Source organism: Porphyromonas somerae, from assembly GCF_022845615.1.
Lineage (GTDB): Bacteria > Bacteroidota > Bacteroidia > Bacteroidales > Porphyromonadaceae > Porphyromonas_A > Porphyromonas_A somerae.
On sequence record NZ_AP025559.1, the window covers coordinates 415458 to 435945 of the forward strand.

The 20488-nt window shown below is 47.0% G+C and carries 16 protein-coding genes and 1 tRNA gene; 9 read left to right on the forward strand and 8 right to left on the reverse strand.

Annotated elements, in window-relative coordinates:
- Positions 1 to 45: 45 nt before the first annotated feature.
- A tRNA-Arg gene (locus tag MWL85_RS01840) sits at positions 46 to 117 on the reverse strand.
- 49 nt (positions 118 to 166) lie between these two features.
- On the opposite strand from MWL85_RS01840, the gene MWL85_RS01845 reads away from it, so the two are divergent.
- The 5 genes from MWL85_RS01845 to MWL85_RS01865 all read left to right on the forward strand — a co-directional run bounded on the left by MWL85_RS01845 (position 167) and on the right by MWL85_RS01865 (position 6191).
- Positions 167 to 901 carry a glycosyltransferase family 2 protein gene (locus MWL85_RS01845; protein WP_244401204.1) on the forward strand — a complete coding sequence of 245 codons (735 nt, stop codon included), beginning with the start codon at positions 167 to 169 and terminating at the stop codon, positions 899 to 901.
- 159 nt (positions 902 to 1060) lie between these two features.
- Positions 1061 to 1471: a DUF4332 domain-containing protein gene (locus tag MWL85_RS01850; RefSeq protein WP_244401205.1), complete on the forward strand. Its 411-nt coding sequence runs from the start codon at positions 1061 to 1063 to the stop codon at positions 1469 to 1471.
- 248 nt (positions 1472 to 1719) lie between these two features.
- On the forward strand, positions 1720 to 3960 hold the full coding sequence (locus MWL85_RS01855; protein WP_070707046.1) for a RelA/SpoT family protein: 2241 nt from the start codon (positions 1720 to 1722) through the stop codon (positions 3958 to 3960).
- A 3-nt stretch (positions 3961 to 3963) separates the two neighbouring features.
- Positions 3964 to 4614: a ribulose-phosphate 3-epimerase gene (gene rpe / locus MWL85_RS01860; RefSeq protein WP_244401206.1), complete on the forward strand. Its 651-nt coding sequence runs from the start codon at positions 3964 to 3966 to the stop codon at positions 4612 to 4614.
- A gap of 35 nt (positions 4615 to 4649) precedes the next feature.
- Positions 4650 to 6191 carry a ComEC/Rec2 family competence protein gene (locus MWL85_RS01865; protein ID WP_244401207.1) on the forward strand — a complete coding sequence of 514 codons (1542 nt, stop codon included), beginning with the start codon at positions 4650 to 4652 and terminating at the stop codon, positions 6189 to 6191.
- Positions 6192 to 6275: 84 nt separating this feature from the next.
- Here the strand turns inward: MWL85_RS01865 and gltX are convergent, their stop codons facing one another.
- On the reverse strand, positions 6276 to 7787 hold the full coding sequence (gene gltX, locus MWL85_RS01870) for a glutamate--tRNA ligase (RefSeq protein WP_018028875.1): 1512 nt from the start codon (positions 7785 to 7787) through the stop codon (positions 6276 to 6278).
- Between the two features lie 543 nt (positions 7788 to 8330).
- Here gltX and MWL85_RS01875 point away from each other — a divergent pair.
- The 4 genes from MWL85_RS01875 (at position 8331) to MWL85_RS01890 (ending at position 12531) form a co-directional block, all read left to right on the forward strand.
- On the forward strand, positions 8331 to 9545 hold the full coding sequence (locus MWL85_RS01875) for an ISL3 family transposase (RefSeq protein WP_244400646.1): 1215 nt from the start codon (positions 8331 to 8333) through the stop codon (positions 9543 to 9545).
- Between the two features lie 155 nt (positions 9546 to 9700).
- Complete coding sequence (locus MWL85_RS01880) at positions 9701 to 10984, forward strand: adenylosuccinate synthase (protein ID WP_244401208.1); 1284 nt, start codon at positions 9701 to 9703, stop codon at positions 10982 to 10984.
- Between the two features lie 21 nt (positions 10985 to 11005).
- Positions 11006 to 11683, forward strand: coding sequence for a zinc metallopeptidase (locus MWL85_RS01885; RefSeq protein WP_244401209.1), 678 nt, complete (start codon positions 11006 to 11008; stop codon positions 11681 to 11683).
- A gap of 152 nt (positions 11684 to 11835) precedes the next feature.
- Complete coding sequence (locus MWL85_RS01890; RefSeq protein ID WP_244401210.1) at positions 11836 to 12531, forward strand: energy transducer TonB; 696 nt, start codon at positions 11836 to 11838, stop codon at positions 12529 to 12531.
- A gap of 365 nt (positions 12532 to 12896) precedes the next feature.
- Here the strand turns inward: MWL85_RS01890 and MWL85_RS01895 are convergent, their stop codons facing one another.
- The 6 genes from MWL85_RS01895 to MWL85_RS01920 all read right to left on the reverse strand — a co-directional run bounded on the left by MWL85_RS01895 (position 12897) and on the right by MWL85_RS01920 (position 19848).
- Positions 12897 to 14609, reverse strand: coding sequence for an OstA-like protein (locus MWL85_RS01895; protein WP_244401211.1), 1713 nt, complete (start codon positions 14607 to 14609; stop codon positions 12897 to 12899).
- Positions 14594 to 15988 carry a peptidylprolyl isomerase gene (locus MWL85_RS01900; protein ID WP_018028880.1) on the reverse strand — a complete coding sequence of 465 codons (1395 nt, stop codon included), beginning with the start codon at positions 15986 to 15988 and terminating at the stop codon, positions 14594 to 14596. Before MWL85_RS01900 ends, MWL85_RS01895 begins: the two co-directional genes overlap by 16 nt.
- Positions 15989 to 15994: 6 nt before the next feature.
- Positions 15995 to 17710 (reverse strand): glutamine--tRNA ligase/YqeY domain fusion protein, encoded by a 1716-nt coding sequence (locus tag MWL85_RS01905; RefSeq protein WP_244401212.1) that lies wholly within the window; start codon positions 17708 to 17710, stop codon positions 15995 to 15997.
- Between the two features lie 12 nt (positions 17711 to 17722).
- The gene (locus MWL85_RS01910; protein WP_244401213.1) at positions 17723 to 18451 is read right to left on the reverse strand and encodes an ABC transporter ATP-binding protein; all 729 of its coding nucleotides are present in this window, start codon (positions 18449 to 18451) and stop codon (positions 17723 to 17725) included.
- Between the two features lie 6 nt (positions 18452 to 18457).
- A complete protein-coding gene (locus tag MWL85_RS01915; protein WP_244401214.1) occupies positions 18458 to 19201 on the reverse strand; it encodes an MlaE family ABC transporter permease in 744 nt (247 codons plus the stop codon).
- Positions 19202 to 19422: 221 nt separating this feature from the next.
- Positions 19423 to 19848 (reverse strand): hypothetical protein, encoded by a 426-nt coding sequence (locus MWL85_RS01920; RefSeq protein WP_018028884.1) that lies wholly within the window; start codon positions 19846 to 19848, stop codon positions 19423 to 19425.
- Positions 19849 to 20488: the final 640 nt, after the last annotated feature.

A 20488-nucleotide genomic window follows, 5' to 3' on the forward strand; every position in this document is an offset into this window, starting at 1 on the left:
GTGGTTCATATCCAACTTAAAGCGGTTTTATACGATTTATAAAAGTAGCCCCGACGGGAATCGAACCCATATCTAAAGTTTAGGAAACTTTTGTTCTATCCGTTGAACTACGAGGCCATTTACGCACGAAGATGCACGGTGCAAAATTACCATTATTATTCTTGATATGCAAGAAAAGATATCTATAAGTGTGATAACCGTCTGCTATAATGCGGCAGGAGAGATAGGGCATACACTCCAATCGGTAGCAAGCCAGACCTATCCTCATATACAATATATAGTGGTGGATGGAGCCTCTACTGATGGTACCGTGGCGCTGATTGAGCAGTACCAAGGTGATATTGACCTCTTTATAAGTGAGCCAGATAGGGGGATCTACGATGCTATGAATAAGGGGATTCAAGCAGCTACAGGCGATTATCTCTGTTTTATGAATGCTGGTGATACCTTTCATTCTCCAACTACCCTCTCAGAGGTCTTTGCTCAGATCAAAAGCCCTTTGCCTGATGTGATCTATGGAGAAACAAATATCGTCGATGAAAATAGGCAGTTCCTCAGAACTCGCCGCCTGAGTACCCCAGAGCAGCTTACCTATCGCAGTTTCTTAAAGGGAATGGTGGTGTGCCATCAATCCTTCTATCCACGTAGAGCCTTAGTGCCTAGATTCAATCTTGATTATCGCTTTTCTAGCGACTTTGATTGGTGCCTAAATATCTTGTCAAAAGCTCAGCACACCTATAATAGTAGAATGATTCTGACTGATTACCTTTCGGAAGGAGCTACTACTCGAAATCACCGCGCCTCTCTCAGGGAGCGGTTCGAGATAATGGGTCGCCACTATGGGTGGGTAAAGACGCTTTTTGCCCATCTCTTCTTTGCATTTCGGTGGTTAGTGAAATAGCATCATGCGGTGGCTCCACATGTATTTTGCACCATCTCATTAATTGGCGGTGCAAAAAGAGTGGGGTAATAGGCCGCTTAAGTCAAATATATTCTATACATTTGTGGAAAAGAGATAGTTACAAATAATTCAATAACAAAAAACGAAAGTATTATTACTATGGCAAATTACAAGATTGAAACGATAGAGGGCATTGGCTCAGCTTTTGGTCAGAAGCTTAGAGAGGCAGGTATCAAAACGACTGACGAGTTGCTGAAAGCAACCAAAACCAAGAAGCAGAGAAAAGAATTGGCAAGTGCAACTGGTATTAATGAGGATAAGATACTTACATGGGCCAATCATGTGGATCTCTTCCGTATCCAGGGCGTTGGTGCTCAGTATGCGGAGCTACTAGAGGCTACTGGCGTTGATACAGTTAAGGAGCTAGCCAATAGAAATGCCGAGAACCTTGTACAGAAGATGGAGGAGGTCAATAACTCTAAAAAGCTGGTGCGTCGTATTCCACCTCTTAAGTCGGTTCAAAAGTGGATCGAAACAGCTAAGACTCTTCCAAGAGGTTTAGAGTATTGATTTAGCAACGTTGCTCATACGTCTTCTAGGCGAGGCAGCCGAGCCAAGCGCCTGTCGAAGATGAGCAATTAGATTTAGCTACCCCATTGGTCGCACAGTGGTTATTGTGCGACCAGTGGGGTAGCTCTATATTTTGCGGATGATCTTATGGCCTCTTTGTCTAGGGCGAATTGGCCATGGCTATATTATCTCATTAAAATTGTGTACTTTTGTTAAGGTATGGAATACAAGACCTATATTAGATAAGTATGCAGTCAGAGCAGGATTATGGAGTAGTGGTGCAATCAGCTTTTGATCAATTGCTGGCTGATTACCTCAATTCAAACCATCGGAAGCGCACCGATGTTATTTGCAAGGCCTTTAATCTGGCACGTGCAGCACACGAGGGGGCAAAGCGCAAGAGTGGAGAGCCCTATATCCTACACCCTATCGCTGTAGCAAGCATTTGCTGCAACGAGATAGGGCTGGGCTCCACGAGCATCGCTTCGGCTCTTTTACACGATGTGGTAGAGGATACCGAATATACGGTGCAGGATATCCGAGATATGTTTGGCCCTACCATTGCTCGTATTGTGGATGGGCTCACCAAGCTCTCGGGTGAGATTTTGGCAGAGATGATGATGGGTAAGGAGAATGCTTCTGCCCAGCTCGAAAATATCCGCCACCTCCTTCTGACGGCCAATAATGATATGCGGATTGTTATTATCAAGATAGCTGACCGTCTGCATAACATGCGTACGCTAGGAAGTATGCCATTGGCAAAGCAAGCAAAGATTGCGTCCGAGACGCGCCTATTCTATGCTCCACTCGCTGAGCGCCTAGGTATGTACGATATTATGAGTGAGCTCAATGACCTCTCACTTAAGTACGACCATCCACAGCAATACATCGAGATACAGGAGGAGATAGAGCGTAGCGGTGCCAAGCGCTCCAAGCTCTTTCAGCTATTCTATGCCGAAGTGCGTGAAGACCTCGAAGCTACTGGGTTAGTTTACGAAATTCAGCATCGGATGAAGAGCATCTATTCCATCTGGAAAAAGATGACTACTAAGCAATTATCTTTTGATGAGATTTATGACCTATTTGCTATCAGAATTGTTTTCGAGCCGACTCGTAATGATACCGAATACGATGATTGCTTTAGGATCTATCGAGCCATAAGCCGGCACTTTAGGATTAAGGACGACCGCACTCGCGATTGGCTCACGAAGCCTAAGGGAAATGGCTATCAAGCCCTTCACATCACTGTTATGGGCCCCCTCGGAGAGTGGGTAGAAGTGCAGATCCGCTCCAAGCGAATGCATGAAATGGCTGAGCGAGGGCTTGCAGCACATTGGAGATACAAGCAGCACCCTGGGGAGATCGACGAAATAGAGCAAAATATTCTCAATAACGTTAGGGTACTCCTCAGCAATCCTGGACCTAGTGCATCGGACGACTACGAGACAATGATGTACAAGTTTACCACCGAGGAGATGCTGATATTCACCAAGATGGGAGACCAATTGAGAGTACCTCAAGGGTACACTGTGCTCGACTTCGCTTATGAGCTAGGTAGAGAGTATGGCGATCATTGCCTTGGTGCCAAGGTCAATCATGTGATGGTTAATATCGACTATCCCCTTCATAGTGGAGACCAGATAGAGGTGCTCACTGCCTCGAAGGTACAGCCGAGAGAGGAGTGGCTGGAGTATGTTACTAGTCCACAAGCCAAGCGATATATTCGTAATTACCTGAGTAATGTTCGTACCAAGCAGATCCAAAGAGGTCGAAACCTTCTCGAAGCCCATCTCCACAGAGAGGGGTATGCGTTGGGAGATTTGGTCCCTAATTTTGGGCATGTGCTGAGCTACCCTACACCCGAGCATCTATTTCTCGCAGTGCAGTCGGGCGAGGTCTCGCTAGACGATGACTTGACCAAGCAATTAATAGAGGAGCGGCACAAGGGAAATCGTATGAGCGAAGACCGTCAGTTGTGGCTTGATTCGGATGAGACCCAGGTGCCTAGCGTCGCTCCAGAGGATCGCAAAAAGCTCTATACCCTAGAGGCGAGAGATGGGCGTAGAAATTATATCCGTTCTCTCTGCTGCAAACCAATCTGTGGGGAGGAAGTAGATGGGATACTGAATCAGAAAGACCAAGTAGAAGTACATAAAAAGAGCTGCTCAATTGCTATGCAACTCAAAGCTACCTATGGCGACCGAATCGTGGCGGTGGAGTGGGGGCCTCATATCCACTCCAACTTTGGAGTTACTCTGGAGGTGGAGGGAGTTAATCAAGATGGCTTTGTCCATAATGTCCTCGGCACCATTAGAGATTTGAGAGTTCCCTTGATAGAGATTCATTTCTCTAGCTCCATTGATCGGGCTATCGGTACTTTACGCATACGTATTCCTAATATTACAGAGCTGAATTATCTCATTCGTCGATTAAAAGATGAGAATGATATCCTTCACATACAAATACTGACCAATAAACCAATACTTTAAGACATGGCAAGAATCATTGCACCCTCCGTGCTATCGGCGGACTTTCTAAACCTCGGACGTGATATAGAGATGCTCAATCAGAGCAAAGCAGAGTGGATACACTTGGATATTATGGATGGACTATTTGTGCCCAATATCTCCTTTGGGCTACCTGTAGTCCAAGCTATCCGCAAAGCTACGACTAAGACCCTTGACGTCCATTTAATGATAGAGCAACCAGAACGTTATATCACCGCTTTTGCGGATGCTGGAGCGGATTTCCTCACGCTGCACTACGAGGCGTCGCGCCACTTGCATAGAGCGATGCAACAGATACGTGATGCTGGCATGAAGGCTGGCGTGGTCCTGAACCCCCACACCCCTGTAGAGCTACTCCAAGACCTACTCCCTTATCTCGATCTAGTACTCTTGATGTCGGTTAACCCTGGCTTTGGAGGGCAGAAATTTATCCCTCAAATACTTGATAAGACGGTAAGGCTTAAAAAAATGATTGAGAAGCGGGGACTAGAGGTGCTGATTGAGGTAGATGGTGGAGTGAATGCTGAGACAGCAGCGCAGCTCTTTGATGCCGGAGCAGATGCCTTGGTGGCGGGAAGCTACGTATTTGGCTCCGAGGATCCTCAGAAAACTATCGAAAGACTTTTAGAGGTATAGAGGAGAGGCGTGCCACACCACAGAGCTACCTCTCCATGTCATCACTGCTAGTCCCTAGGATTGAGTATACCCATCGTCCAGCTTTCAGATTGGTGATAGGGGTCTTATTGGGTGCTTTGATTGCCCAGTCGGACTACCTCTTTGCGATAAGCATCACCCTGGTTGTTGTGATCGGGGTGTTGCTTTTCTATCCTTTCAAAAAGATCAAGGCTGATCTGCTGATTTGGACCCTACTCATCGCCATCGCCTTCGGTCTGTATACCCATCTTAGGGGTGCTAGATATGAGCAAATTCTTCAGCCTTGCAGCGTAAGTCATGCTAGAGTAAAACTTCTTTATCCCCTCATCGCTAGTGCCGAGAGTGAAATTCGGTATCGAGCAAAGGTAGAGCTACCCAATGGTCAATGGATCAATGTGCTGCTTAAAGTGCCTGATTCGAGCACCATCAATGAGGCGAATAGCTACGGAGCCGAAGGGGTGGCAGCACTTGATCTCTCACCACTCAGCGCACTCAAGAATAAAGGCTATCGAAAGTATCTCATTAGTGAGGGGATTCATGCTACGGCCACCATTCAGAGCATTGAGACACTAGCTCCGATGATCACTAGACCTCTGACGAGTATCCTTCAGCACTGGCGCTATCTCCTTCGGCATCAATTTGAGACACTCGCCTCTGACTACATACCGTGGGAGGGTAGGGGACTTATCTATGCCATCTCTCTTGGTGACCGCTCACTGCTCCCCTCTAGTCTGAAACGGCAATTTACCGATTCGGGCGTGGCTCACTTATTGGCACTTAGTGGTTATCACCTAGGTGTGGTGGCGTGGATAGCTAGCCTACTTATTGGATGGGCACTTTGGCAATATGAGTGGCGGTACCTCCGTTACCTCCTCCTTTTTATAGTGCTTCTCGCTTACACTCTATTCTCTGGAGCCTCCACGGCTACCGTCAGAGCCTTCCTATTGAGCGCCCTTCTTATTGGTGGAAAAGTGCTTACCAGACCCACTGACCCCATTCAGCTCCTCTCACTAGTCTTCTTGGTATTTATAGTGATCAATCCTTTTGCTTACTATAGTATCGGATTACTCTTAAGTCTTTCCGCCGTTTGGGGCATCTATAGTTTTTTCCCCCTCTTCAAAAGGTTGCTTAACCCTACCAATAGACTTCTCCAGTGGCTTAGAGACCTCATCTGCCTTGCTGTGGCGGCACAGATTGGAGTACTTCCACTCCTATTTTATAACTTTGGAGCCGCTCCACTTGTATTTATTTGGAGTAATATCCCCCTCGTATTTATCAGCAGCTTACTGATCCCCTTGGCACTAGTTGCCTTCTTGCTTACTGCTATTTTTGACTGGGTGCCTAGTTTCCTATTAGAGATGCTCCGGCTCATGACTGGGTGGATGCACTCTGTTACCTCACTCTTTAGTCACGACCCAATGACCCTTACCCTACAGCTTGATAGCATTGCCCTCGCCCTCTATTACCTCATCGCTTACCTTGCATACCGCCTTTTGCATAGTTACACCTGCCGTGTGGAGACTGCAAGAATGATTCACCCATCTCACGAGGAGTTTTAATCCAAGTCGTTACGGTTGTTAAAAGAGAACGCCCTATGTCGGTAAAGACATAGGGCGTTCTCTTTTCAGTGATCTCAGCTAATATTATTCATTAACGCTCAACGCATACTCTATGCGTCGAATCGATTCTTCAATGCCTAGAATATGGATGATTTCATGGATCTTAGCGCCACGGCCTTCACCTACCAGAGCCATACGGATCCCATTCATCACCCGGCCCATAGGTAGCTCATCTCCCTTTATTTTGTCGTAAAGTGCCTGCTCAATAGTCTCCTGAGATGCCCCCTTATCTAGCCCCTTGAGTAGATCAATGATCATCCGCAGGTATTCAGGTGTCTCCGCCTTCCAATGCTTCTTCATTCCCTTCTCTTCAAAAGTGGTAGGCGCCACAAATAGATACTTCACCTCCCGTACAAAGTCGGGGAGCAATTGCACCTTTTCCTGTGCCGTCGCAATCGCCTCCTTGAGCTTCTCATCGCTAGCTTCGATGCCCTCTGCTTCGAGCATTGGACGCACAATGGGGAGTAATTGGTCTAGCGACATCATCTGGATATAGTGGTGGTTGAACCACTTAGCCTTCTCAAAGTCAAAGCGGGCACCGCTCTTGCTACACCTCTCTAGAGAAAAGGCATCTTTCAGCTGCTCCATAGAGAAAATCTCTTGCTCTGTGCCAGGGTTCCAGCCAAGGAGAGCCAGGAAGTTGATCACAGCTTCGGGAAGATACCCTTGTTCGCGATATCCTGTGGAAATAGTGCCATCCTTTGGGTCGACGAACTCAAGTGGAAATACAGGAAAGCCGAGTTTGTCGCCATCGCGTTTGCTGAGCTTACCATTACCCGTAGGTTTGAGGATTAAGGAGAGGTGTGCAAACCTAGGCATACTCTCCTGCCATCCAAACGCCTCATAAAGTAGTACGTGGAGTGGGGCACTAGGCAACCACTCCTCACCCCTGATCACCTCAGTAATCTTCATCAAGTGGTCATCTACAATATTGGCAAGGTGGTAGGTGGGTAAGCTATCACTACTCTTGTAGAGTACCTTATCATCAAGGATGGATGAATTGATCACTACTTTGCCACGGATCAGGTCATTGACCTCTACATCTCTATTGGGTTCTACTAAAAAGCGCACTACATATTCGGCACCACTATTGATGAGCTGGTCGACCTCCTCTTTGGGGAGCGAAAGGCTATTTCGCATCTGCTCACGTGTGGTGGCGTCGTAGCTGAAATTGGGGTACTCCTTTCGTGCAGCCTCCAGCTCTTCTACAGTATCAAAAGCATAATAAGCCTTGCCAGCATCCAGCAACTGCTGCACATACTTTTGGTAGATTTCCTTTCGCTCACTTTGGCGGTAAGGGCCGTAGGGCTGATGGTCGGTACCAATGCCCTCATCAATCTCAATGCCAAGCCACTGCAAGGCCTCAATGATATACTCTTCCGCTCCTGGTACAAAGCGTTTGCTATCTGTATCCTCAATGCGAAGCACCATCGTGCCACCGTGGTGGCGAGCATAGAGATAATTAAAAAGTGCTGTACGCACACCGCCAATATGAAGTGCACCTGTAGGACTTGGTGCAAACCTTACTCTCACCATATTATATATGTGTATCAAATCTGTTATTTACAACAAAGGTACAAAATCACTGCCACATTCAAAAACGCCACCCCCTCCCATGAGAGATTGTGCGGTATAAGAGCCAGACATAAAATCCACCTAAAATAGGGCTACATAGCTATCTTGTAATTGATTGGAAAACAGTGTTATACAAAAGCGTTTGTCGAGATGCAACTAAGCAATTGCCGAGATGCAACTCGCCGATCGCTTAGTTGCATCTCAACTTTTGCCCTCTTAGCCCATGGGTTTATTGAGGTCGAAAATTGTTGTACGAAGGTGAGCCAAACTGTCTAGGTTTGCGAAAGGAGGCCATGGTATCAAAAATGCCTCATCCGATATTCTGCGTGATGGGGTGACTGTATCACCTTGAGACTACTGCGTCAGCCTGTATACACCAATCATCTTGCGGGATGAAATCCGCAAGATATGGGCGACGGAGTCTTTTTTCTCTTTGATAATTTGAAAGAAAACTGGAAATCCATTATAATTGAGCGAATCATCCACTAAACGCTTAATTACACAATGGATACCAGTTTTCTACGACATGTATATGGTCTTGTTGGAGTCAAATGTACTGCTACACACTACAAAACTAACAAAATAGTTTTAGATATAGAGTATTCTAAAACAAAAAAGAGGTGCCCGTGCTGCGGGGAATACACTCTCGTGAAGAATGGCTACCGGTATCGTAATATCCATGCGCTACCAATTGGTTCTACCAAAACCATATTGCACATGAAAGTACAAAGATACAAATGCAAAGAATGCGGAAACGATGATTACGAGAGGGTCAGCTTTGTTAAAGGCAATAGGTCGTACTCTAATCGCTTTGCCAAGTACGTGGTTGATTTGCTAAGGGCAATGACTATTCAGGAGGTTTCAAAAAGGCTAGGTGTTAGTTGGGATGTAGTAAAGGATATTCACACAACCTATCTTAAGAGACACTACAGCAAGCCCTCCTTACAAGGGGTGCAGTGCATAGGTATTGATGAGTTCGCTGTCCGAAAAGGACATGTTTATAAGACAATCGTAGTGGACCTAATCTCAGGAAGAATCCTTCATGTTGGCGATGGAAAGGGGGCGGATGCTCTTACAACGTTTTGGAAAAGGGTAAGGAAGAAGAACGTTCAGATAAAGTATGTGGCGACAGATATGTCATCAGCCTTCTCTAAATCAGTACGTGAGAATACCCCTGATGCCATACACGTATTTGACCACTTTCATGTCATCAAGCTAATGAATGATACCCTTGATAAAGTGCGAAGAGAGTTAGTGGCAAAAGAGGTGGACGAGGGAAAGAAAAAACTAATCAAAGGAACAAGATACCTCCTACTTGCCAACGGGGAAAAGATGATTGATGAGAAAGGGAGAACGAAGCTCCAGAAAGCACTCGCAATGAACGAACCCCTCTCTCAAGCCTATTACCTCAAGGAGGACCTGAGAGAAATATATAATCAACGAACCATTAATGAAGCAGAGGAAAGATTAAACAGCTGGGTCTCAATGGCATTAGATACAGATTCAAAACCTCTAATCTCATTAGCAAATACAATCAATACAGCTAAAAAGGAAATACTCGCATGGTATTATGGACGGCTATCAACGGCCAAAGTGGAGGGTATAAACAATAAAATTAAAGTGATGAAGAGAAATGCTTACGGATATAGAGATGATGACTATTTCAAACTTAGACTTTTTGCACTACATGACTGCCGTATCACACGAAATGTCGGATGAACCTCAAAAATGTCGCTGTGAGTATTTGAACTCAGTTACGAACGGGACTACGCATTCGTTACTCTCAAATTGCTCAGATTTTGGCTATTCTTATGAATTATGTGTACATTTGTAAGGTAATAAGCGGAGGGTTTGTTTTTACAAGATATAAATTTATGAGTAAGGTAGATGTACTACTTGGTCTCCAATGGGGAGACGAAGGAAAAGGGAAGGTGGTAGATGTGCTCACACCACGGTATGACATGGTGGCTCGTTTCCAAGGAGGGCCAAATGCAGGACACACTCTAGAATTTGACCATAAGAAGTTCGTGCTTAGATCTATCCCCTCTGGAGTTTTTCAGGGCGGTAAAACCAACTTAATAGGTAATGGAGTAGTGCTAGACCCTGTGCTATTCAGAGATGAAGCACAGTCGCTAGAGGAGAGTGGTGTGGATCTCAAGCATCGCCTTTTGATCTCCAAGAAGGCACACTTGATACTCCCTACCCACCGACTGCTTGATGCCGCCAATGAATTGGCAAAAGGCGATAAGAAGGTTGGCACCACTGGCAAAGGAATTGGCCCAACCTATACCGACAAGGTGAGCCGTAACGGCCTAAGAGTGGGTGATATCCTAAGTCCCGACTTCCCTGCAAAGTTTGAGACAATCAAGAAGCGTCACTTTGCTCAGTTGAAAGGCCTCAATTACTCCATTGAGACACAAGCACCTGATTATGCCGAGAAAGAGCAGGAGTGGCTAGAGTCCTTGGAGTATCTCAAGGAGTATCAATTGGTTAATGGCGAGGCGAAGGTGAATGATGCACTTTCTCACGATAAGCTTGTATTAGCAGAGGGAGCGCAAGGCTCACTACTGGATATTGACTACGGCTCTTACCCCTTTGTTACCTCTTCCAATACCGTTGCTGCTGGTGCTTGCATCGGCCTAGGTGTATCCCCTAGAAACATCGGACGTGTTTTTGGTATCTTCAAAGCCTACTGCACGAGAGTGGGTGCCGGTCCTTTCCCTACCGAGCTCTTTGATGCCACGGGCGACAAGATTTGCGAGGTAGGTCGGGAGTTTGGCTCTGTTACAGGTCGTAAGCGTCGCTGTGGTTGGGTAGACCTTGTGGCACTTAAGTATACCACTATGCTCAATGGCGTTACCGACCTTATCATGATGAAGAGCGACGTGCTTGATGGATTTGAAGAGATCAAGGTGTGCGTTGCGTATGAAGTAGATGGCAAGGAGACCACTGAGATGCCTTTTGAACTGTCGGATGAGGTGAAGCCTGTCTACAAGGGCTTTAAGGGGTGGCAACAAGATATGACCTCCTGCACTAGTGAGGCAGAGTTTAGCACTGAATTCAGAGAGTACCTCAAGTTTATTGAAGAGTACCTAGGGATACCTATTTATATAGTATCGGTAGGGCCAGATAGGGCTCAAACCATTATTCGTAAATAATGATATAGCAGATTACAGAGTATGCCTACAGCTTATATATTGATGTTTGGGGTGATGATTCTGGGCATGTTGGTCCAGTGGAACCTCCAAAGTGTATTCAAAAAGTATTCTCAGGTGCGTCTAGATAGCGGCCTCACAGGCCGAGAGGTGGCGGAGAGAATGCTTATGGAGAATGGCCTGACGGACGTCCGCGTGTTATCAACTCGTGGAAAGCTTACAGACCATTACAACCCCTTGGATAAGACCATCAACCTAAGCGAGTCAGTATACAATAGCAATAGTGTGATGGCAGCAGCGGTGGCGGCTCATGAGACAGGGCATGCCCTCCAGCATGCAATGGGATATGCACCACTGAAGATGCGCTCGGCCTTAGTGCCTGTGGTGCAATTTTCATCTAGCATTGTCAATATTGTACTGATTGCTGGCATCCTTTTGCTAAATGTGTTTCCCAAGCTTCTGCTCGCTGGGATTATTCTATTTGGTGTCACTACGCTATTTAGTATCATTACCCTTCCAGTGGAGGTAGATGCCAGTAGAAGGGCTTTGGTATGGCTAGAGCGAAGCCGTGTAACCAGCTACGAGCAACAGCCAAAAGCTAGTAAAGCACTCCGAGCAGCTGCCTACACCTACTTTGCTGCTGCTATTGGCTCCATAGCTACTTTGCTCTACTACTTGACTATTTATAGCCGTCGTAGATAAAAATTATCCTCAATTTACTTGTGGGTATCAATAAAATGTGTACATTTGTAGAGAGGAATGTGAAAAAGCTCTATAACACGTGTTGCGAGCTTCTAAATTATCCTCTGGTGGCTTTGAATAATTGATTACAATATACTAAGACCGAATAACTTATGAGACAAAAAAAGACGGACAGAGCAAATCTGGAAAATGGCAAGGGGCTATACTTCCTGATGGGTTTGGTCGTTGCCTTGGCTGCAGTCTTCGTTGCTTTCGAATGGGGCAATAAAGATGTAGTGGTGGCTGAGGATGATAGAAACTTCGTCATTGAGGAAGTGGAGGATATCCAAATCACTCCACAAGAGGAAGAACCACTTCCTCCAGAGCCTGAGGTGGAAACTCCTGTAGTCGTTGAGAATCTACAGATCGTGGAGGACGACGTAAAGGTGGCCGATGTGACCATCGCCTCTGTGGATGATGCTGCAAACAAGCTACAACAAACCTTTACTCCTCCAGCACCTACACAAAGGGCGAGAGAAGAGGTGGCTGAGGATCATATCTTTGAGTACCTTGAGGAGATGCCTGAGTTCCCAGGTGGTCAAGCTGCGATGATGAAGTGGCTATCAAAGAACATCAACTATCCACCAATCGCAGCAGAGAATAATATCCAAGGTCGTGTGATGGTCTCTTTCGTGGTAGAGCCTAATGGATCTATCTCCAACGTTAAGATCATGAGAGGTGTAGACCCTAACCTTGATAAGGAGGCAATGCGTGTGGTAGGCAAGATGCCTAAGTGGAAGCCAGGTATGCAAACCGGTAAGCCAGTGCGTGCACGTTTTACACTGCCAGTACAGTTTAGGCTACAGTAATAATAACAACGACTAAGTCGTAAGTAATACGTGGGTCGTGTGAGGCATTGTCTCGCACGACCCACGCTTTATATAGAGATCGTCTTCCCAAGGCAATCTGCTATGATGCTTTTGAGAGCAGCCTTGCGAGTGCTCCCTTGGGGGTGCCTTATCGGACAGGTCGGACGAGTCGGACGAGTCGGACGAGTCGAACAAGACAATCGGATCTCAGTAGAGCACCTTCACATTTACTCAAACCTAGGCTGAGGTTTTCGTCTGACTTGTCCGACTTGTCTGACCTGTCTGACTTGTCCGATAAGGCACCCAAGAGAAAAGGACCTCCGAAGGGAGATCCTTTTACGTTGTGGTATTTAAGGTGAAGGGGCTTACTCTGTTGGTTCCTCTTTTGATTCCTCTTTAGGGGCCTCTTCTTGGGTGATTTCGGTTGACTCCGAGGCTGCTAGAGCCTCCTTCTCTTGATTCGGAGGGGTCTCGGCTTCCTCTTTTTTATCTTTAGCTACACCTTCTGGTTTTGGGGTTTCTCTAAAGATGTCTAGGAAGCTGGTGGGGCGCCCTTCGGGGAACCAGACGAAGTCGGGATAGTAGAGCTGACTTTCGTCGATCAGCAGTACTGGACTTACGGTGCCAACTTGCCGTCCCATCAGCTTCACCTTGCTTAGCTCCTTCTCCTCAAACTGCATAAGTATCTCACTGCACTGTGCCTTGACATGCTCTGTAGCGATGCTATCGGGATTAAGACTATAGTATATCACCTCGGCATTGCCACGGGTCCAGACCGAGTCCATCTGCTGGTCGGAAAAGTAAGCCAGTACCTCTCTACCCCGCATCTGATTGAAGTGCTTCTCCTCATCCACCTTACTAGAAAGGTAGGCATTTTCCCTAATGTGAGCATAATCTAGTTCCCCATTATGGATAAATAGCGACACCGTATCTCCCGTCACTTGTGACTCTCCACTCCAGATAAATGGCTTCCCGTAGCTCACCATTACCGAGTCGCGTGTGTTGTAGATAATAGAATCGGCTACCGCCTGTGCATTGGAGCGGTAGAGGCGGGCATTGCCTATCCCCTTAAAAAGGTTACTCACCGAGTCGGCCTTGATCATCTCCATCAGTTTGGCATGCATATAGAGGGTATCTTCACTGGAGTACTCCACGATATAGGCACTATCTTGTGCAAAACCATAGCCAATGTCTTCATGATAGACTGCGAAATTGCCAAATAGAGCCACCTGCTGGGCAGTATCTTTCATCTGGATATGGCGGTACATCTCTGCTCGCATTGCTGCACGGTCGTAAAATAGCGAGTCACCCGTCATCCATCGAGTTCCAGAGACCATTACTGGCCGATTCATCAGATAGGCGAGGTCATTTTCAGTATCATAAGTTCCCCTAGAGGTATAGATGATTCCACTATCCCCCACGATACGAGAGGGGCTCACAATATCTGCGAGTTTGGTCTCTGTATCATAATTCAATTGATCGGTATAGAGCTTAAAATTGGGGTTGTCCAACACCACATCTTCTTCAAACACCACCTTTTTACTCTTGGTATCGTAGGTGCCGTAGGTAGAGCTAAGCACATTAAGTGTATCCGCAACCGATCCGGTATCAAAGTAGTAGCCAAGACCGGTCTTGCGATCGTAGTCAAGGCTATCGGTATAGAGGTGGTTATCTCCATGATTCATCACCACCGACTCTCGCAGGCGTGCTAGGAGGTTCATCCCATTGTAATCGATATAATTACAAGTGATCTCGAGTGAATCGCCTTGCTCAATACGCACTGATCCGAAGCCTTCAAATCTATTCTGCTCCTGATAGAGCTTGGCGCTATCGCAGTACATGGTAGCATCCTTGTGGCGAAGTACCACATTACCCACCAGCAGCTGGGCGAAAGTATCTACATCACGATCGTATTTCCAGAGGTCGACATTCTCAATAAAAATACGCTCTTTGCCGGCAGTTGGGTTACTTATCGTGTCGCGATACAAAGAAGTCACGGCAGTAGTAGCCCTCAATGATAGGCTACTACCCCGTGACGAAATGATAAAAAGTAGCAGGAGGGCTACTGCTCCAGCCACCCTGGATATTGAAACTCGCATTGGCGATACTCTGGACTAATTCGTACGTAGGTCTTCTTCTGCTTCTCCCTGATCCATTCATGGAGAGTCTCATCTTGCTTCTTTTGTAGCACAATGCCCTTTACCACCTGATAGTCATCAACCACATTGGCTCGGTGACCAGGGACACGCTTCTTGAGCTTCACAATCGCCACCACAGTATTATTGTTCTTGTCAAGCATTGTAAATGGAGCAGAAATCTCACCCTCCTGGAGCTTTGCCACCTGGGCAGAAACCTCCTGAGGTAGATCCTCCATCACAAAGCGAGAGGTGCCGTAGTACTGGCTTTGGTGATTGGCATTGACCATCTGACCATTGGAGAGACGGCTATCCTCGTCATACGAATAGTACTTGGCCGCTACCTCAATGGGCAAGCTATCTACACGGATTAGGTGGGCGATAGAATCCATGCGGTTGGTCGTTGCAGTTAGCTCGTCACCATCCACATGTGGGCGGAGCAAGATATGTCGCACATTGATTTGGTCGCCACGCTTCTCAATCAGCTGCATGATGTGGTAGCCACGAGCAGTCTTTACGATTCGAGATACCTTGTCATTATCGGGCAGACCAAAGGCAACGTTGGCAAACTCTGGCTCTAGCTCTGCTCTTCCTACGAAGCCCATCTCACCACCCTTGAGTGCGGTATTGCCATCCTCTGAGTAGATACGAGCGACGGTCTCAAAGCTCATCTCGCCCTTACTGATCTTATCGCTATACTCAATCAGCTTCTGCTTCACTCGGTCCACCTCACTCACCTGTACCTTTGGCTCCTGGGTCACAATCTGTACCTCTACCGTCAGAGGCATAAAGGGGAGGCTATCCCGATTGACTGTATCATAAAAGCGATTGACCTCCGATGGAGTGACTTGGATATCGCCCACCAGCTTCTGCTGCATCTGCATCATCACATACTCCTCGCTCACCACCTTGCGACGCTCGGCACGGATTTGGGCGAAGTTGCGACCAAAGTACTCCTCTACCTTTTCCCGGCTGCCCACCTCATTGACCACTGCATCAAGCCACTGATTAACTGCTGCTGTGACCATCTGCTCATTGGGGTAGACACTATCTATTTGAGCCTGATTAAGGAATAGCTTTTGTATCGCCATCTGCTCAGGAATAATACAGCGGGCATTGCCCTCCATACGTTGACCCGTAGATTCGTAGTAGAGACGCTGACGCTCAATATCGGAGAGAAGGATGGTCTCGTCGCCGATCACCCACGCCACTTCGTCTACTACATTGGCTCTACTTTGGGCATAGACCTTTGGTGCAAAAGCTCCCAAGAGTGAGAGAAAGGCAACCACAGAGATCACCGAGGTTATAACACTTTTATTCATAACTACTTATTTCTTACTTGCATTTTTCTTTGCCCACGCATCACGCAGACCAACTGTTTGATTGAATACCAACTTATCTGGTGTGCTATCCTTATCAACTGTAAAGTAGCCCTTGCGGACAAATTGGAAGTGTTGCTCAGGCTGCACATCACGAAGCCAATCCTCGGCATAAGCCACAGGGATAATCTGCTCGCTATCTGGATTGATCAGCTCGGCAAGGTCTTCAGCATCGGCCGATGCAGGGTCCTCCACCATAAAGAGGCGGTCGTACATTCTTAGCTCTACAGGAAGAGCGTGAGCGGTGCTTACCCAGTGGATGGTTCCCTTTACCTTACGATTGGCATTGGGCATTCCCGATTTGCTCTCAGGATCGTAGGTAGCATAAACCTCCACTACACGGCCTTCCTCATCCTTTTTGCAGCCAGTACACTCAATGATATAGGCACCTCTCAGTCGCACCTCCTGGCCAGGGGTGAGCCGGAAGTACTTCTTTGGAGCATCCTCCATAAAGTCCTCACGCTCGATCCATAGCTCACGGTCAAAGGTGATCTCGTGATACTCAGGTGTCTCTGCCTCAGGATTATTGAGCACTCTCATCTGCTCCTCCTTCCCCTCGGGATAGTTGGTAATCACCAGCTTGATAGGATCCATCACCACGGCAGCTCTATCGGCCACCTTATTTAGATCCTCACGCACGGCACTCTCCAGCATCGCCATATCGACGGTGCCATCGTACTTGGTGTATCCTATCATATCAATAAAGTTGCGGATGCTCCTAGGGGTATAGCCTCTCCGACGTAGCCCCACAAGGGTAGGCATACGTGGGTCGTCCCAACCGTGTACCAGACCTCTTGTCACTAGCTCCATCAACTTACGCTTACTCATCATCGTGTAGGTAAGATTGAGGCGATTAAACTCGTACTGATGTGGTCGGTACTCATCTGTCTTGAGTAGCTCCACTAGGTAATCGTAGAGAGGGCGGTGCACCACAAACTCGAGCGTACAGATAGAGTGCGTTACGCCCTCGAAGTAGTCGCTCTGCCCGTGGGCAAAGTCGTACATAGGATAGGCACTCCACTCCTTACCTGTGCGGTGGTGTGGGTGGTGAATCACACGGTAAATAACAGGGTCACGGAAGTGCATGTTAGGGTTGGCCATATCGATTTTGGCACGTAGTACCATCGCCCCCTCGGGGATCTCTCCGTGTCGCATCTTCTCAAATAGCTCCAAGCTCTCCTCTGCAGGTCGATCTCGATAGGGACTGTGGGTTCCTGGCTGGGTAGGGGTTCCCTTTTGGGCAGCTATCTGCTCGGAAGTCTGTTCATCCACATAGGCGTGCCCCTCCTTAATCAAACGGATAGCAAAGTCGTATAGGTCCTGGAAGTAGTCCGAAGCATAGTAGATATTGCCCCACTCAAATCCGAGCCAATGGATATCCTCTTTGATTGCCTCAATATACTCCGTCTCCTCCTTCACAGGATTGGTATCATCGAACCTCAGGTTACAAACACCATTGTACTTCTCCGCAATCCCAAAGTCAATGCATACCGCCTTGGCATGCCCTATATGGAGATAGCCATTGGGCTCTGGTGGAAACCTCGTCTGGATACGACCTCCATTGAGTCCATTCCGAATATCCTCCTCCACGATTTGCTCAATAAAGTTGAGTGACTTCTCAGTCGCACTCTTTTCTGCCCCAGTAGGCTTCACATCCTTATTCATAATCTATATTCTCTACAACTTACTGATGAAGACGAAGTTTTTGAGCACCTCGTCGTCTGATTTTTCAATGTCCTTTCCTTTCCCCTCCCACCATATATTTCCGTCATGCACAAATAGCACATGGTCTCCGATATTTGCCACCGAATTCATATCATGGGTATTGACAATGGTGGTCATCTGGCCCTCCAATGTTATCTCCCGCAACAATATGTCTATCATCTTGGAGGTTTCTGGGTCCAGACCACTCGTTGGCTCGTCACAAAATAGATAGCGTGGTCTTAGGGCGATGGCACGAGCGATCGCCACCCGCTTTTTCATCCCTCCACTGATCTCCCCTGGATACTTGTAGCGAGCATCATAGAGCTGCACACGCTCCAAGCACTCTTTAGCCCTTGCTCGCCTACTTGCTCCCTTTTCATCCGAAAACATATCTAGCGGATAGAGCACATTCTCCATCACATTCATGCTATCAAAGAGAGCAGAGTTTTGAAAGAGCATCCCCACCTTCTGACGCAATAGGCGCGTCTCCTCTGGAGATAGGGTCTGTAGCTCAATGTCGTCATAGAGCACCCGCCCCTTAGTCGGCTCCAGTAGTCCAATAATGCACTTCATCAATACCGTCTTGCCCACTCCCGACTTGCCAATGATCAAGGAGCACTCGCCAGGCTTGAAGGTAGCATTCACCCCCTTCAGCACCTCTTTTTGCCCAAAGCTCATATGTAAGTCACGCACCTCTATCATACCGCTCTACATCAGCATTAATTGGGTGAGGGCGAGGTCACAAATCAGTATTGCCACATTGCTCATCACCACAGCCTTGGTACTGGCACGTCCCACCTCCAACGCTCCTCCACGCACATTATACCCAAAGTAGGAAGCGATAGAGGCAATAAAGAAGACATAAAAGAGACTCTTCACCACCGAGTAAAAGATATTATAGGGCTTAAAGAAAAGCTGAAGCCCAGACTCAAACTGACTTATGGGGATATTGGACGAAAGCAGACATGCTAAGTAACCACCCCCTAAGCCGACAAGCATGCTGATCATAACCAGCACTGGCACAAAGAACATCATACCTACAATCTTGGGGAGAATCACATAGTTGGCCGAATTCACTCCCATGATATCCATCGCATCCAGCTGCTCGGTAATACGCATCGTGCCAATTTCGCTCGCAATGCTACTGCCACACTTGCCAGCTAAGATCATACACATAATGGTGCTCGAAAACTCCAAGAGTACAATCTCGCGAGTGGCATACCCGATTGTGAACTTTGGGATCAATGGGTGGCTCATATTGATCCCCAATTGCATCGTCAGTACAGCTCCTAGAAAGAAAGAGACCAATACCACAATCCAAATGGAGCCAACGCCCTGCACATACACTTCGCGAATCAGCTCGCGAAGAAACATACGATGGCGCTGGGGACGCTTAAAAACCTCCCTCAGTAATTGTACGTAACTACCTATGCGCTCAAGAGCAATACCCATCTGATATCAAGTCAATACCTATCACTAATCATCAAAAACTTAATACCCACAAAGATACCAATTTAGAGGCAACTGACAAGTACACCTGCGAATCAAAGCAGGGGTTACTTTGATTATATCGCTACTTTGAGAACTTGTATATCTGCTGCTACAGGCGAGAACGGCACTTTGTGCAACATTCCCTTCCATAATGTATATGGTTATGGTAATGAGGAGAGCCGCTATTCCGCCTTTTTCTTCTCCGCCTCTTTCAGTGCCTCTTTCTGCGCTTCCTCGTAGCGCCGACGCTCATTGATATGTATCTGCTCGTAGTCCTTGTCGGAGTCTACAACCACCAGCACGCCATTCTCAAGCACCAAGTGATAGACCATCGGGACAGGCTCACTCATCCATCCGTACGGCTGATAAGAACCTCGATAGACTAAAATCTCACGCACACCCTCGTCCAGTGCCTCCTTATTGACAAAGTCGGGCCCATACCGCATGACCTTCAGCACCTCTGACTTTGTCATTCCCAACTCTAGAGAAGTGACGCTCTTGTGGACTCTTTTCCCCTTATTGTAATACTCATCCAGAGAGCTACAGCCAGATACCGCCAGCCAAAGGAGGAGGAACAGGGGAATAATCTTGATAATACGACCAGTCATAAACAGACTCTATCAATAGGGATAGATACAACAAAGATACGAAAAAACCATACATTCCTATCCTAGAATCAGCTCTAACGTCAGGGTTACGCATTAGAATAGTCTTGTAAGTGGTATTTATCGGGGTATTTATGAATAAGGAGACTGTTACTCTGTGTTCATAATTAACATCCACGGATAAATCGATACCACAAATAAGGGGGCTAATGGTCTTCGTACAACTGCCTAAAAAAGCAACAGCTAAGTGATCAAAAGTTTAGTTGCAACTAAGCAATTGCTTTGTTGCAACTCAGCATTTGCTTAGTTGCAACTCGCCGATCGCTTAGTTGCAACTCAGTTTTCGATTTTATATGGTGTTGAATATCAGTTTGTTATAAATTGGCTTTTTGGGCCACTACTTTCCCCTATATTTTAGAGACTGTTGCACGAAGGCGATCTGCTGCGTTGCTTTCGGAATTCGGGCCTCGGTCACGTACATAAGTACGCTCCCTTCGTCCTCATCCTCAGCGCCTTGCATCTCATCCTTCGTGCAAAGTCTCAGCACATTTGAAGCAAATGTGCGAGAATGGCACTTTGTGCAACATTCTCAATAGGGTCATTAACTTCAAATGCGTAGCCCTGCGAATCAGGATTATGAGAC